General features: G+C 72.1%; 10 protein-coding genes. All 10 read right to left on the bottom strand.

Going from position 1 to position 14974, the window contains the following annotated elements; genetic code table 11:
• Positions 1–12 precede the first annotated feature (12 nt).
• The 10 genes from ACWDVG_RS28280 to ACWDVG_RS28235 all read right to left on the bottom strand — a co-directional run bounded on the left by ACWDVG_RS28280 (position 13) and on the right by ACWDVG_RS28235 (position 14521).
• A complete protein-coding gene (locus ACWDVG_RS28280; RefSeq protein WP_451703225.1) occupies positions 13–1230 on the bottom strand; it encodes an FUSC family protein in 1218 nt (405 codons plus the stop codon).
• A gap of 193 nt (positions 1231–1423) precedes the next feature.
• Complete coding sequence (locus tag ACWDVG_RS28275) at positions 1424–2506, bottom strand: Rieske 2Fe-2S domain-containing protein (protein WP_451703222.1); 1083 nt, start codon at positions 2504–2506, stop codon at positions 1424–1426.
• A 138-nt stretch (positions 2507–2644) separates the two neighbouring features.
• Complete coding sequence (gene pntB, locus ACWDVG_RS28270; protein ID WP_451703219.1) at positions 2645–4063, bottom strand: Re/Si-specific NAD(P)(+) transhydrogenase subunit beta; 1419 nt, start codon at positions 4061–4063, stop codon at positions 2645–2647.
• Position 4064: 1 nt separating this feature from the next.
• Positions 4065–5591 (bottom strand): Re/Si-specific NAD(P)(+) transhydrogenase subunit alpha, encoded by a 1527-nt coding sequence (locus ACWDVG_RS28265; protein WP_451703217.1) that lies wholly within the window; start codon positions 5589–5591, stop codon positions 4065–4067.
• Between the two features lie 261 nt (positions 5592–5852).
• On the bottom strand, positions 5853–7370 hold the full coding sequence (locus ACWDVG_RS28260; RefSeq protein ID WP_451703215.1) for an alkaline phosphatase family protein: 1518 nt from the start codon (positions 7368–7370) through the stop codon (positions 5853–5855).
• 236 nt (positions 7371–7606) lie between these two features.
• Complete coding sequence (locus ACWDVG_RS28255) at positions 7607–9058, bottom strand: RICIN domain-containing protein (protein WP_451703212.1); 1452 nt, start codon at positions 9056–9058, stop codon at positions 7607–7609.
• A 2-nt stretch (positions 9059–9060) separates the two neighbouring features.
• Positions 9061–9282, bottom strand: coding sequence for a hypothetical protein (locus tag ACWDVG_RS28250; protein WP_451703209.1), 222 nt, complete (start codon positions 9280–9282; stop codon positions 9061–9063).
• A gap of 114 nt (positions 9283–9396) precedes the next feature.
• Positions 9397–10545, bottom strand: coding sequence for an ABC transporter substrate-binding protein (locus ACWDVG_RS28245; RefSeq protein WP_451703207.1), 1149 nt, complete (start codon positions 10543–10545; stop codon positions 9397–9399).
• A gap of 140 nt (positions 10546–10685) precedes the next feature.
• On the bottom strand, positions 10686–13493 hold the full coding sequence (locus tag ACWDVG_RS28240; protein ID WP_451703204.1) for a SpoIIE family protein phosphatase: 2808 nt from the start codon (positions 13491–13493) through the stop codon (positions 10686–10688).
• Positions 13494–13498: 5 nt separating this feature from the next.
• The gene (locus tag ACWDVG_RS28235; protein ID WP_451703271.1) at positions 13499–14521 is read right to left on the bottom strand and encodes a LacI family DNA-binding transcriptional regulator; all 1023 of its coding nucleotides are present in this window, start codon (positions 14519–14521) and stop codon (positions 13499–13501) included.
• Positions 14522–14974 lie beyond the last annotated feature (453 nt).

Genomic DNA, 14974 nt, shown 5'->3' with positions numbered 1-14974 from the left:
GGCGGGTCGGCGTCAGGCGTTGCCGCCGACGGCCGCGCGGCGCCGGGGCCTGAGGCGGCGACGGCGCTCGCGGCGCTCGCGCGCGTGCCGGTCCAGCTCCTCCATCAGGCGCCGTCCCCGGTGCTCGGGGTCCAGCTCGTCGAGGATCCGGTCGATCTCGGTGAGCAGGGCCCCGTAGAGCTGCCAGCGGCCGGGCTCCCGCAGGGCGAGGGCGAGCAGCAGCTCGGCGGCCCGGGCCCGGCGGGCGCGGGCCGCGCGCAGCTCGCCCGCCAGCCGGTTCTCGGCCGCCTCCGCGGCCTCGCTGCCGCGGGCCGTGACGAGGACGGCGTAGCTGACGAAGGCGTCGGAGGTGTGCTGGGCCGTCTCGCGCAGGGCGAGGGCCGTCGGGCCGGGCAGCAGGTCCCCGCCGTCCTGCTCCTTCGCCAGGTCCGTGACGGTCCGGGCGAGGACGCGCACCACGACCGCGCAGATCTCCAGGGTGTCGAGCCCGGTGCGCAGGACGACGCGGTGGAGCAGGCCCTCCTTCACGCGCGGGTTGAGGCGCAGGCTGTCCTCGGCGGTCCGCAGGGCGGCGTCGACCTCGGCGACGTCGTTGTCGAGCTGCCGCGCCTCGTGCAGCCGGGCCGCGGCCCGCTCGACCGGTGGCGCCCCCGAGAACTCCTCGGCGACGTCGAGCAGCATGCGCCGCATCCGCCGCGCGAGGTCCTCGATCGACTCGCCCGCCGTGTCCACCCAGACCGGCGGTGCGAGCATCAGGTTGAACAGCATGCCGACGACGGCGCCGATGAGCGTTTCGAGGACCCGGTCCCAGGCGGTGTCGGCGACCTGGGTGACGCCGAGCACCAGCATGGCGCTGATGGCGACCTCGGGGATGAACTCCTCCACCTTGACCATCCGCCCCACCAGGAGGGAGGCCAGGATGACGAGGGCGAGGCTCCACCAGGAGAGGCCGACGAGCACGCTGAACGCGATGGCGATGAGGACGCCGACGACGACGGAGTTGACCCGCCGCAGGCTGGTGGTGAGCGTCGAGTAGAGCGTGACCTGGACGACGAGCAGCGCCGTCAGGGGTGCGGTGAGCGGCACGGGCTCGCTGCTGAGCCAGAGCGCGACGACGTAACTGAGAGTCGCCGCCGCCGTGGAGCGCACGGTCTGCACGACGAACGGGTCGCGTCGGAGTCGCCGGAGGAACGCGGCGTGCCGGGCGTCCCGCTTGCTGCGCTGGGTCATGTACTGGTGCCTCGCTCCGCTCACTGTGCTGTACGGCCTCCCCCGCCCCGCCCCGAGCGTGCCACCCCGCGCCGGAGCGGGGCGGCCCGGCACACCGTGCGCGGGTACGGGAACCGGCCCGGCCCCGCGGCAGGGAAGCGCATGCGCACGTGAGGGGTCCCGGCGTGGGGGGGGTGGCCTGGTCGTCGTCCGGTCAGCGGGGGTTGCAGGCACCGGGGCCGGTGCCGTTCACCGACCCGGTGCCCGTACCGGTCCCGGGCTGACGCGCGTCGTCGCCGTACTCCGCCCGTACCGCGTCCGCGGTCCCCGCCGTGGCATCCGGGCCGGCCGTCTCCGCGGGGGCGGGCCCGGAGCCGTTGGACGACCAGGTGGTGCGGAGGCGTACGTCGACCCGGCCGTCGACGACGCGGGTGTCGAAGACGGGCTGGGGCGCGGTGGCCGGGCCCGTCACGTTCCATCCGTCGTCGAGCCGGAAGGTGCTGCCGTGCCAGGGGCAGCGCAGGCAGCCGTCGACGACCTCGCCCTCGGAGAGGGGTCCGGCCTGGTGGCTGCAGCGCTCCGCGAGCGCCCGGACCGTCCGCGCGTCCGTCCTGACGAGGACCACGGGCACCTCGCCGACATGCGCGCGGTACGGCCGGCCGGGCTCGAGGTCGGCGAGGGACGCGACCGGATGCCAGCCGGGCGGTACGAGCACGGTGACCTGCTCGGCGTGGTTGGGGCCCGCGGCCTGCCGGTAGGCGAGGTGGCCGCCGATCGCCCCGCCCGCCGCGATGACGCCGAGGCCGGCGAACCCCCAGAGGCGGCCGCGCCAGTGGCGCCCGCGGCAACGGGCCGAGAGGGAGGCGGCGTAGAGGGCCACGCCCGTGATGTTCGCCGCCGCGTGGACGAGGCCGACGCGCTGCTGCGGGCGCCGCAGCTCGGCCCAGTCGACCCAGCCGGCGACGGCCGCCGGTCCCGCCCCGGCGAGCCCGGCGGCGACGAGCAGCCCGGCCGTGCGGCGGCGCTGACGTCCCGGTACGAGGTCGAGTACGGCGGCCGAGAGCCACGCCCCGATCGGGAACTGCACCATCAGTGGGTGCACGGGGTGGCCGAGCCATCTTCCGTGCAGCACGTCGCGCGCACCGCCGAGCGGCAGCGCCCGCACCGCGCCGCTCAGGGCGTCCGCGAGCCGGTCGGCACGCGGCGAGTTCTCCAGCCGGTCCATCGCCTGCAGCAGGCGGCCGGGTGCCTGCCCGGAGGGCAGTACCGACCGCAGAACGCGCGGATACGTCTTCATGCCGTGCGTCTCACCACAGGACGCCCGCCGAAACACCGAGCCCGGCGAGGGAGCCGGACCTCGGCCGCGCAGGCGGTTCAGCCGTCGCCCGGCACGCTGAGGGGGCCCGACCGCCGAGGCCGCCGAAGCCCCCCTCGCTCAGAGCGCGCCGACGATGTCCTCGACGCGCTGCTTGGCGTCGCCGAAGAGCATGGCGGTGTTCTCCCGGAAGAACAGCGGGTTCTGGACGCCCGCGTAACCGGAGGCCATCGAACGCTTGAAGACGATGACCTTGTTGGCCTCCCACACCGTGAGGACCGGCATGCCGGCGAGCGGGCTGCTGGGGTCCTCCGCCCCGGCCGGGTTGACCGTGTCGTTGGCGCCGATGACGAGGACGACGTCGGTGTCGGCGAAGTCGTCGTTGATCTCGTCCATTTCGAGGACGATGTCGTACGGCACCTTGGCCTCGGCCAGGAGCACGTTCATGTGGCCGGGCAGGCGGCCGGCGACCGGGTGGATGCCGAAGCGCACGTCGACGCCCTTCGCGCGGAGCTTCGAGGTGAGCTCGGCGACCGGGTACTGCGCCTGGGCGACGGCCATGCCGTACCCGGGCGTGATGACGACCGAGCGGGCGGAGGTGAGGAGTTCGGCGGCGCTCTCGGCGGTGATCTCGGTGTGCTCGCCGTAGTCGACCTCCGTGCCCGAGGGCGCCTCGATGCCGAAGCCGCCCGCGATCACGGAGAGGAAGGAGCGGTTCATCGCCTTGCACATGATGTACGACAGGTAGGCACCGGAGGAGCCGACCAGCGCGCCGGTGATGATCAGCAGGTCGTTGCCGAGGAGGAAGCCGGAGGCGGCCGCGGCCCAGCCGGAGTAGCTGTTCAGCATGGAGACGACGACGGGCATGTCGCCGCCGCCGATGGACGCGACGAGGTGCCAGCCGAGGGCCAGGGCGAGGGCCGTCACGGCGATCAGCAGCCACAGGTCGGGCGTGATCACGAACCAGACCGTCAGGGCGACGAACAGGCCGAGCGCGCCGAGGTTCAGGGCGTTCTTGCCCGGCAGCATCAGCGGCTTGGAGTCGATCCTCGCGGAGAGCTTGAGGTTGGCGACGATGGAGCCGGTGAAGGTCACCGCGCCGATGAAGACGCCGATGAACACCTCGGCGTGGTGGATGCCGAGCGTGCCGAGCGCGTCCAGGGCCTCGGCCTCGTGGCCGTGCGGGTCGTGCTCGACGTTGAGGAAGCCGTTCCAGCTGACGAGGACGGCGGCGAGGCCGACGAAGGAGTGCAGCAGCGCGATGAGTTCGGGCATGCCGGTCATCTCGACGCCGCGGGCCCGCTGGAGGCCGATCAGCGCGCCGATCAGCATGGCCAAGCCCATCAGACCGAGGCCCGCGGTGCTGACGTCGCCGTCGACCGCGAGGACGACCGTCGCGACGAGCGCGACGCCCATGCCGAGCATGCCGAAGGCGTTGCCGAGCCGCGCCGACTCGTGCTTGGAGAGGCCCGCGAGGGCCAGGATGAACAGCAGGGCGGCAACGAGGTAGGCCGCCTGGGCGGCGATGGTCGCAGACATGTCAGCTCCGGTTGAACATGGCGAGCATGCGACGCGTCACCGCGAAGCCGCCGAAGACGTTGATACTGGCCAGAAGGATCGCGACGAACGAGAGCACCGTGACGGCCGTGCTCGTCTGCCCGATCTGCAGGAGCGAGCCGACGACGATGATCCCGGAGATCGCGTTCGTCACCGACATCAGCGGTGTGTGCAGGGCGTGGTGCACATGGCCGATCACGTAGTAGCCGATCACGATCGCGAGCACGAACACCGTCACGTGGGGCAGCAGCGCCGCCGGGGCGAACCCGGCCGCCAGGAAGAGCGCCAGGGCGGCCACGGCCACCCCGCCGAACTTGCGGCCGGCCGTCACCGGCTTCCGTACCGGCGACTCCACCGCGGGCGCGGCGGCGGCCGCGGGGGCCGGGGCCGCCGAGACCTGGACCGGCGGGGGCGGCCACGCCGACTCGCCCTCGCGTACGACGGTGATCGACCGCTGCACCGGGTCGTCCCAGTCCAGGACGAGCCGGCCGTCCTTCTCGGGCGTCATCAGCTTGAGCAGGTTCACCAGGTTCGTGCCGTACAGCTGCGAGGCCTGCGCGGGCAGTCGGCCCGCCAGGTCGGTGTACCCGATGATCGTCACGCCGTTGTCGGTGACGACCTTCTCGCCCTTCACGGTGCCCTCGACGTTGCCGCCGTTGGCGGCCGCCATGTCGACGATCACCGAGCCGGGCCGCATGCTCGCCACCATCTCCGCGGTGATCAGCACCGGCGCGGGGCGGCCCGGGATCAGCGCCGTGGTGACGACGATGTCGACGTCGCGGCACTGGGCCGCGTACAGCTCGACCTCGCGCGCCTTGTAGTCGTCGCCCATCTCCTTGGCGTAGCCGGTCTTCGAGACCTCGACCTCGGGGGACTCGATCGACAGGTACTCGCCGCCGAGCGAGCGGACCTGGTCGGCGACCTCGGGACGCGGGTCGGTCGCCCGGACGATCGCGCCGAGCGAGCCCGCCGTGCCGATCGCGGCGAGACCGGCGACCCCGGCGCCCGCGACGAGCACCTTCGCCGGGGGCACCTTGCCCGCGGCGGTCACCTGGCCGGTGAAGAAGCGCCCGAACTCGTGCGCCGCCTCCACCACCGCGCGGTAGCCCGCGATGTTCGCCATCGAGGACAGCACGTCCATGGACTGGGCGCGGCTGATGCGCGGGACGGCGTCCATCGACAGCGCCGTGAACGGGCGGCGGCCCAGCTCCTCCACCATCGCCGGGTCGAAGGCGGGCGCGAACAGGGCGATCACCGTCGCCTCCGGCCGTACCCCGTCCAGCTGGGACGGGCTCGGGGCGTTGACCCCGAGCACCACGTCCGCGGCCGCCGCGTCCCCGAGGGCCGCGCCCGCGGCCTCGTAGGCGCCGTCGGTGAAGCCGGCCGCGACGCCCGCGCCGGAGTCGACGACGACCTCGTACCCCAGTTTGCGGATCTGTTCGACGGTGGCCGGCGTGGCCGCGACGCGATGCTCACCTGCCCGCGCTTCCTTGAGGACTCCGACAATCACGAGTGTTCTCCGTTCGCTGCTGTGCCCGTCAACGGCGTGTTCCCAACTCGATCACAAAGGGCCCCGTCACGGTGCGGAGCTTGCCGCACAGCTTGGCGGCCGAAGGCTCTCCTTGAACAGCGTCCACTGGTGAGGCACACGCAACATCGACGAGATCCCGATCCCGTGGTTCACGCGTCGCGGCGGGGCGCCCTCCGACCGGGTGACGCGGTGAGGGCCCGACCGCGGCGGCGGTCGGGCCCTGGTGGGTCTTGCGGGGGATCAGGAGGTCAGGGCCACCTGGTCGATCGTCCAGAAGGCGCTGTTGGTGCCCGTGTAGCGGAAGGAGAGGCGGGCGGTGGTGGCGCCGGCCGGGACGGCGACGGCGAACTTCTCGAAGGCGTTGCGGTCCGCGCGGTAGGACTGCACGAGCTGCCGGGGGCCGCCGTCGAAGGAGATGTGGACGTCACCGGTCTGGGGGCCGTCGATCTTGTAGTTCGTGGCGTACGAGACGGTCGCGGTCGTGCCGCCGGTCACGGCGAAGGCGGGGCTGACCAGGGTGGAGTCGAACTGCCCTGCACCGTGGGCCTTGTCGTCCCACTCGTCGGAGTCGGCGACGGCGAAGACGTCACGCGCCCGGACGTTCGTCTCGCGGCCCTGCCCCAGGTCGGTGTTGCTCCAGAACTCGTCCGTCGCGAAGGACCAGCCGCGCCACTCGGTGACGCCGCCCGTGGGCATGGCGGAGTTGTCGACGGTCCAGCCGCCGGGCGCGGTGGTCGTCCAGCCCTTGAGGGTGGAGGGCAGGGCGAGCTCGTCGACCCGGGTGTTCAGGGAGGGCCGCAGGGCGTCGAAGGCGTCGGGCGTGAGCGTGCCGATCGCCTTGCCGTCGAGCTGCCACGCCGGGTCGGCGGTGACCCCGAAGTGGGCGAGGACGGTGGGGGCGACGTCGCTGACCTTGACGTCGTTGCGGACCGAGCCGGGGGCGAAGCCGGCGCCCTTGGCGATGACGAACGTCTGGCGCTCTCCGGGGGTGTTGCCGCCGTGGCCGCCGTTCGGCATGTGGCCGTGGTCGGCGGTGACGACGATCTGCCAGTCCTCGTCGGCGTACGCCGTACGGGAGGTGACGGCATCGAGGATCTGGCCGATCCGGGTGTCGGCCTTGTTGAGGGCGTCCAGGTAGGCCCGGTGCTCGGTGCCGTAGGAGTGGCCGGCGCCGTCGACCTCGTCGAGGTGGACGAAGGTGGCGTCGGCGTCGGTGGTCTTGAGCTTGGAGACGGCGGTCGCCGTGGTGTCGGCGTCGCTGACGCCGCCGAGGCGGGTGTCGACGGCGGGGCCGAAGACGGTGTCGCGTATGGGGCTCCAGGTGCCCACGATCACGGTGTTGAGGGCGGGGTTGGCGTTCTCCAGACGGGTGGCGTAGTCCGGGTAGAGGTCGTAGCGGGCACCGGCGAAGCTGTTGTCGACGACCTTGTGCTTGTCGGGCCAGACGCCGGTCGCGATGGTCGACCAGCCGGGACCCGAGGAGGTCGGGGCCATCGGGTTCGCGTAGAGGTTGCTGGTGGCGGTCATGCCGGTCGCCATGAGGCCCTTGAGCCTCGGCATCCTCGCCTTGTCGAACGTGGCGAAGGTCGCGCCGTCGATGCCGATCACCAGCGACTTGGGGCGCTTGGTGGCAGCGGAGGCGCCTGCGGACGGCTGCGGGCCGCCCGCGGCGGCGTGGGTCACGGAGGCGGCGAGCGGCAGGACGGCTGCCGCCACGGTGCTCGCGAGGACGGCGCGAAGAGTACGGGACAGGTGCACGGATTCTCCTTCGGAGAGGACCTGTGAGCGGGGGTGCACGGCCGTCGCGGCCGGGCGCTGATGAGCCTGGGGCCGACCGAGGATCAACAGATGGCCACAAGCCTCCCCGCGGATGAACAGCACCCCACTTCTGGTTCAGACCCGTTATCTTCTTGTGACCCATGGGTGGGTGCACACAGAGGGGTGCCCCTCCACCCGGAGGATGGAGGGGCACCCGGATCAGCGAGGCGTCACTGTCAGGCGATGAACCGCGACCACTGCTGGTTCTGGCCGTCGTTGCAGGTCCACTGGTCGAGCGCGGCGCCGTCGGCGTACGACCAGGCTGCCACCTCCAGGCACTTGCCGCTGTGCCGCGCGACCAGTCGGCTGAAGCCGTTGTCGCCGGTCGGCTCGACCTTCCAGTGCTGGGCCTTCACGGCGCCGCAGGTCTTCTGGACGACCGCGGTCCCGTCCTCGATGGAACCCCCGTTCACTTCGAGGCACTTGCCGCTGTGGCGGGCCATGATCTGGACGTAGCCGCTGGTGCCCACGTTCTTGAACCAGTACTGCTGGTTGATGTCCCCGCCGCAGCCCCACTGGACGAGCGCGGCGCCGTCGGCCGAGTCGAAGTTCGACACGTCGGCGCACTTGCCGCTGGAGCGGACCGACAGCGACTCCCAGACGACGTTCATGCCGGTCACCTTGCCGGCCGCGGCGTCGATCGTGATCCTGGGCGAGTACTCCATCGACAGGGTGGTCTTGGTGGGGAACTTCAGCGGGAGCCAGACGTAGAGGGAGTCGTTGACCATGCCGCCCATGGAGTTGCCCCAGCGGTCGCCCATGTAGAGGTAGCTCGTCCCGTTGGTGCCCTGCACCGGCAGGACGTACGCCGTCTGGCTGCGGTACGCGGTCGAGTCGCCCACGTCCTTCAGACCGCTCCAGGCGCCGGTGATGCTGGTGGCCGTGGCGTACTTCTGCTGGTTGGGCGCCCAGCCGGTGGCCCCGGAGGTGAGCAGGAAGTAGACGCCGTTGCGCTTGAACATCGCGGGGGCCTCGCGCCACTGCCCGGACCACAGCTTCTGCACCTGCTTGTCGATGGCCGTGTAGTCGGCGGTCAGCCGGTAGACGTGCAGGTCGGCGTTCTCGTTGGCGGCGGAGATCATGTAGCCGGCGCCGTCGGTGTCGACGAAGGTCGTGATGTCGCGGGACATGTGGCCGAGCGGGCGGAAGCTGCCCCGCCAAGCGTAGTCGCCGTCGACGGTGTCCGACACGGCGACCGCCGCACGCGCCTCGGAGTAGTCGGTGGCGCTGCCCTCCTTGTGCATCCACATCACGAACTTGCCGGTGGAGGCGTTGTACATGACCTTGGGCCGTTCGATGTTGGCGCCCGCCAGTTCGGGGTGCGTCTCCTGCGTCAGGACGTGGTTGCGGAACTCCCACGTCTTCAGGTCGGCCGACCGGTAGGCGGAGACGTACCGGAAGCTGTTGTCCGCGTTCCGGTTCTCACCGAACCAGTAGTAGTACTCGCCGACCTTCACGACGCCACCGCCGTGGGCGTGGACGGGATTGCCCGCCGGGTCGGTGAACTGGGTGGCGTTGGCGATGCTCACCGGCGCGGCGTGGGCCGTGCCCAGGGCGCCGACGAGGGACAGGAGGAGGGCGGACACGGCGGCGACGACCGCCGATGCCCCGGTTCTCTTGCGCGACATGATCACTTGCCTTTGGCTGTGCGGAACCGGCCGTGGATCGCGCCGTCGGAGGCGGCGGACCCGGCGGCTGTGCCGGTGCGGGGGGTGGGGGTGGGGACGCGTACGAACGAGGAGGAGTACGCGAAGGCGGTGTCCGACCGGGCCCGGGGTGTGGCAGGCAGTGGTGGTCGGCGCAGCGCGGCCCGTGTGGAGGAGATGGCGGCCGTGTTACGGCTGAGCGCCATCCCTCTGTGTTTACGTTAACGCGGGGTGTTGGGAATGAGTGTGAAAGCCCGGATCGAGTGTGTCAAGAGACGTATGGGGGCAGCCGTCGTCCAGCCGATCGCCCCACCGGTCGTTCAACCTTCAATGGCCTTGGCCCAGTTCTCCCGCACCACCCGCAGCGCCTTGGCCAGCTGCGCTTCGTCGGGGAAGACCGGCGGACCGCCCTCTACCGTCGGCAGCGGGGCCGCCTTCTCCTTGTCCAGCGTGCCGTCCTTCGCCATGACGTCCATCAGCACGGGGCGGGCGAAGCCCGACAGGCGCAGGTTCTGGCCCGCCGTGCTCGCGAGGTACTCCTGCCACAGCCGGGCCGCGGCCGGGTGCGGGGCGTACTTGTTGATCGCCTGGGCGTAGTACTGCGAGAAGCTGCCGTCGAAGGGGATCGACACCTTCCATCGCACGTCGGTCCCGCGCAGCTCGTCGACGTGCCGGAGGTTGAGGAAGTCCCACTCGATGCTGATCGGGGTCTCGCCGCGGGCGATCGCCTCCGGGTTGGGGTTGCCGCGGTTGTAGTTGCCGACGTCGTCGAGCTCGGCGAAGAAGTCGATGCCCGGCTGGATGTCGTCGAACGAGCCGCCGTTCGCCAGGGCGGCCGCGTAGACACCGGCAAAGGCGGATCCCGCCGTCGTCGGGTCGCCGTTGAGCGCGACCATGCCCCGGTACTCGGGTTTGAGCAGGTCGGCGAAGGAGACGGGGCAGACCGGGACCCGGGTGCTGTCGCAGCCGATGGACACGTAACCGCCGTAGCTGTTGAACCACGCCCCGTTCGGGTCCTTCTGGTTCGCCGCGATCTTGTCCCAGTCGGCGACCCGGTAGGGGGAGAGCAGGCCCTCGCGCGCCGCCGACTGCGCGAAGGCGTCACCGAGGTCCAGGACGTCGGGGGCGCTCGGCTTGCCGCGGCTCCGCTTGATGTCGTCGATCTCCTGCTGGCTCGACCCGAACGGGTTGCTGTTGACGATCTTGATCCCGTACTTCTTCTCGAAGCCGTCCATCAGGCCGCCGTAGTTCGCCCAGTGGCGCAGCAGGGTCGTCGTGTGGAGCGTGCCCTCCTTCTGCGCCGCCCTGACCAGGGCCTCCATCCCGCCGGCCTCCTCGGCCGAGCTCGCCCGTGCGGGGCCCACCACCCGTACCGGCTCGGCCTCCTCGCCGCAGGCACCCAGGCCCAGCACCAGGACACCGACGCAGGCCGCGACGGCGACGGCGCGGGTCCGGCGGGCTTCGACCACGGCGTCTCCACGGGGGCAGAGAGGGACGGTGGGGTGCCATCCACACTACTCGGGCGCTCCCGCCGTGTCCGCGCGAGCGCGTCCGCACGGGCCGGGGCGCGCCGCCCGTCTCCGTACGGACGACGCGGCCCCGCGGGCCTTCACAGCTCCACGTCGTCCCACTGGCCGAGGATGTCGTCCTCCCCCAGGTGGTCCAGGTCGGGACCTCCGCCGGGGCCGGTCGACTGCGCGGCCCAGATGGTCTTTCCCCGGGGCGAGTAGCGCGTGCCCCACGTCTCGGCGTACTGCGCGACGAGGAAGAGGCCGCGGCCTCCCTCGTCGGTGTCACTGGCGCGCCGGATGTACGGGGAGGTGCTGCTTCCGTCGGAGACCTCGCAGATCAGGGAGGTGCTGTACAGGAGCCGGACCCGGACGGGTTCGAGGCCGTAGCGGACGGCGTTGGTGATCAGTTCGCTGAGGATGAGTTCGGTGCCGAAGGAGATGTCGTCCAGGCCCCACTCGGCCAGCTTGCGGGCGCACGCGTTGCGGACGGGGCTGACGGCCGCCGGGTCGCGCGGCACGTCCCACACCGCGACCCGCTCGGGATCGAGGCGGCGCACGCCCGCCACGAGGAGGGCCACGTCGTCGCCCGATCCGGTCGGCAGCATCGTGTCGATGACGGCGGAGCAGGTCTCCTCCGGCGTACGGCCGGGTCCGGTGAGCGCGTCACGGAGGGCATCCATGCTCGCGTCGGGGTCGCGGCTGCGGTCCTCGAGCAGTCCGTCGGTGTAGAGCACGAGCCGGGACCCTTCGGGCAGGGTCGTCCGCGCCGTCTCGACGGGCATCCCGGCGCCGAGCCCGAGCGGCGGGGAGACCGGGGCCTCCAGGAACTCCACGCCCCCGTCGGGCCGGACGACCGCGGGGGGCAGGTGTCCCGCCGTGGCCACCGTGACCTCGCCGGAGACGGAGTCGTAGACGACGCACAGGCACGTCGCTCCGGTGATCATCTCGCCCCAGGCACCGGAGGACTCGCCCAGCGCGGAGGGCTCGCCCCGCGCGTCCGGGGGCTCGCCCTGGGCGTCGATGAGGGCCACCAGTTCGTCCAGGCGCCGGATCAGCTCGTCCGGGGAGAGGTCGAGCGCGGAGAAGTTGTGCACGGCGATGCGCAGTCGGCCCATGGTGGCGGCGGCGTGCAGGCCGTGCCCGACGACGTCGCCCACCACGAGCGCGACCCGGGCGCCCGGCAGCGGGATCACGTCGAACCAGTCGCCTCCCACGCCGGACTCCGCGGGCAGGTAGCGGGAGGCCACGTCGAGCGTCTCCTCCTCGGGGAGGCTGCGCGGCATCAGGCTGCGCTGGAGGGTGACCGCCATCGCGTGCTCGCGGGTGTAGCGGCGGGCGTTGTCGATGGAGACCGCGGCCCGGTTCGCCAGCTCCTCGGCGAAGGAGAGGTCCTCGTCGGAGAAGGGCGTCGACTCGCCCGCCCGCCAGAAGTTCGCCACGCCCAGGACCACGCCCCGCGCGCGCAGCGGTACGACCGCCAGGGAGTGGATGCCGTAGTGGAGGACCCGCCGGGCCCGCTCCTCGTCCTGGGCGCGCCATCCCCCGGAGGAGGCGAGGTCGGCCACGACGACGGAGCGGCCCTCGGTGACGCTGACGTCCACCGGCGAGCCGGGGACGAAGCGGATCAGCTCTCCGGAGGGGTAGAGGGGGTGGTCCCGGGTGAGCCCCGCGAGGGCCGTCCGGCGCAGCTCGGTGCCGGCCCCGGCCGGTTCCTCGCCGGCCAGGACGGGGTCGAGGAGCTCCACGGTGACGACGTCCGCGAAGCCGGGGACGGCCACCTCCGCCAGCTCCTCGGCGGTGCGTACGACGTCCAGGGTCGTCCCGATCCGCACCCCGGCGTCGTAGAGCAGCGTGAGCCGCTCCCGTGCGACCTCGGCCCGCCCGGAGAGGGAGCGCAGCTCGGTGGTGTCCCGCAGGGTCACCACGCTGCCCCGCTGGCCGCCGAGGGGCAGGGTGACCCGTTTGTTGAGGGCGAGGAGGCGGTCCGCTGCGAGGTGGACCTCGTCGGTGGCGATCCGGTCCGATGCCAGGAGGGCCGCGAGGGAGGCGTCGAGACCCAGGTCCGTGACGCGGCGGCCCTCGGCGTCCGGCGGCAGGTCGAGGAGCCGGCGCGCCTCGTCGTTGGCGAGCAGCAGCCGGTGGTCGCGCCCGGTGATGAGCACGCCCTCGCGGACGGCGTGCAGGACCGCGTCGTGGTGTTCGTACATCCGGGTCATCTCCGCCGGGCCCAGGCCGTGGGTCTGGCGGCGCAGTCGTCGGCTGACCAGGCCCGTGCCGAGGACGACGAGCACGAGGGCACCCGCCGCGCTGCCGAGGATGACGGGCAGCTGCTGGTCGACGGAGTCCTGGACCTTCTCGACCGTCACCGCGGCGGACACGACGGCGACCACCTGGCCGCGGGCGTCCCGCACGGGCGCGGCGGAGACCACGGAGAGTCCGAGGGCGCCCTGGAAGGTGCGGGTGAAGGACCGGCCGGCGGCGGCTTCGGCGTACGGTCCGATGACGTGCTTGCCGAGCTGCGTGGGGTCGCTGTGGGTGAGGGTGATCCCGTCGAGTTCGTACACGATCAGGGCGTCGATTCCCGCGGCCTTGCGGGCTCCCTCGGCCAGGGGCTGGAGCTCGACCGTCGGGAAGTCGCTCTCCAGCGCCCGTACGAGACCGGGGGCGTGGGCGAAGGACTGGGCCGCGGCGATGGTCCGGTGCCGGGCGTCGGTCATGGTGTCGCGCCGGGCCTGGACGAGGATGGCGACGACCGCCGCCGCCACGAGCAGGATCACCAGCACCAGCTGGAGGAGGAAGACCTGGCGCGCCACGCTCCGGGTGGTGAGCCACGACCGGACGCGCCACGGACCCCGGGCGGGGCGGGGACGCCCACCACCGCCCGTATGGTCCGTTTCTTCACTCATGCTCCCTATTTATCCCTTTTACCCTCCCGGCTGGCAACCACGGCCGCGGCACCGGGGGGCGCCGTGCTGGCCCGTTCCACGAGGGTGGTCGCGACGAGCTGCACCCCCGTCACCGTCTCGCCCGCCAGTTCCCGCAGGACGGCCTCGACGCACAACGCTCCGACCTGGGCGAAGTCCTGGTGGACGGTGGTCAGGGGCGGAATGAAGGAGGCCGCCTCCGGGATGTCGTCGAAGCCCACGACGCTGACGTCCTCGGGAACGCGCACGCCGCGGTCGTGCAGCGCCCGCAGCACACCGAGCGCCATCTGGTCGTTGGCCACGAACACCGCCGTGCAGGACCCCTCGTCCGCGAGCCGCAGCCCCGCCTCGTAGCCCGACGCGGGGGTCCAGTCCCCGCGCAGTACGGGAGGCACGGCGCGCCCCTCCTCGCGCAGTGCCGCCGCCCACGCCTCGGCGCGACGCCCGGCGGCGAAGGACTCCTCGGGCCCGGCCACGTGCCAGACCGTGCCGTGACCGAGGCCGAGCAGGTGCCGCACCGCCGCGCGTGCGCCCTGCCGCTGGTCGGTGTCCACCACCGGGAAGCGCCCGGTGGCCTCCGAGTCCACGACGACGACCTTGACGTGCGGGGGCAGGGTGAGGGCGACGGCGTCGAGCAGGTGCACCTCCATGATGAGGACGACGGCGTCGACCGCCAGCTCGTCGAGGCGGGTGAACGCGCCCTTGACGTTCTCCTGCGTGGGCGCGTCCAGCGGGATCAGGGTGACCGCGTAACCGGCACGGGACGCCGATCCGGCTATCGCGTCCAGGGTCCTGACGTTGCCGGTGCTCGTGAGCCCCATGACGATGACGCCTATGGCCCGGAAATCCCCGCGCTTGAGGGCTCGAGCCGCACTGTTGGGGCGGTACCCGAGCTCCTTCATCGCGTCGAGGACCTTCTGGCGGGTCGCCTCGATCACGGCCGCGTCGCCGTTGGAGACCCGGGACACCGTCTGCGAGGAGACCCCCGCGCGTTGGGCGACGTCCGCCATCGACACGCGACGCGGTCTCGATCGCACCCCCCGTCGGCCGTCGTTCACGGCCGTCACCGACCGACCGGTCGCGCTCTGCTCGGTCACCCGAATCCCTCCCCATCGCTACCACATCGTGCTTGACGCCCCCCGGAGGGAATGCCACCATCACATTACCGATGATCACGTAAACATTGTCGGTCTGTCAGCCTCGCTCCGGGCCTCACCCGAGAAGGGCGCGTCACCCGAGATCGGCGCGTCGCCCGTGATCGGTCCCGTCGCCCGACATCGGGCCCCGTCGCCGTGATCGGTCCGGTCGCCCGAAATCGGGGCTCGTCGGCTCCCCTCGGGGCTCCCCCGCTTCACCCCCCTGTCTCCGGACCGGTCGGTCATCGACGCTAGGAACCACCATGACGCTCCTGTCGACGTCAGCACAGGCGGGTTCTCCGCCCCGCCGACAAGCCCGTTTCCGCC

The sequence above is a fragment of the Streptomyces sp. NPDC003327 genome (assembly GCF_053589515.1).
The sequence above is the reverse complement of the archived record's forward strand: the minus strand, read 5'-3'. Positions and strand labels throughout refer to the sequence as shown.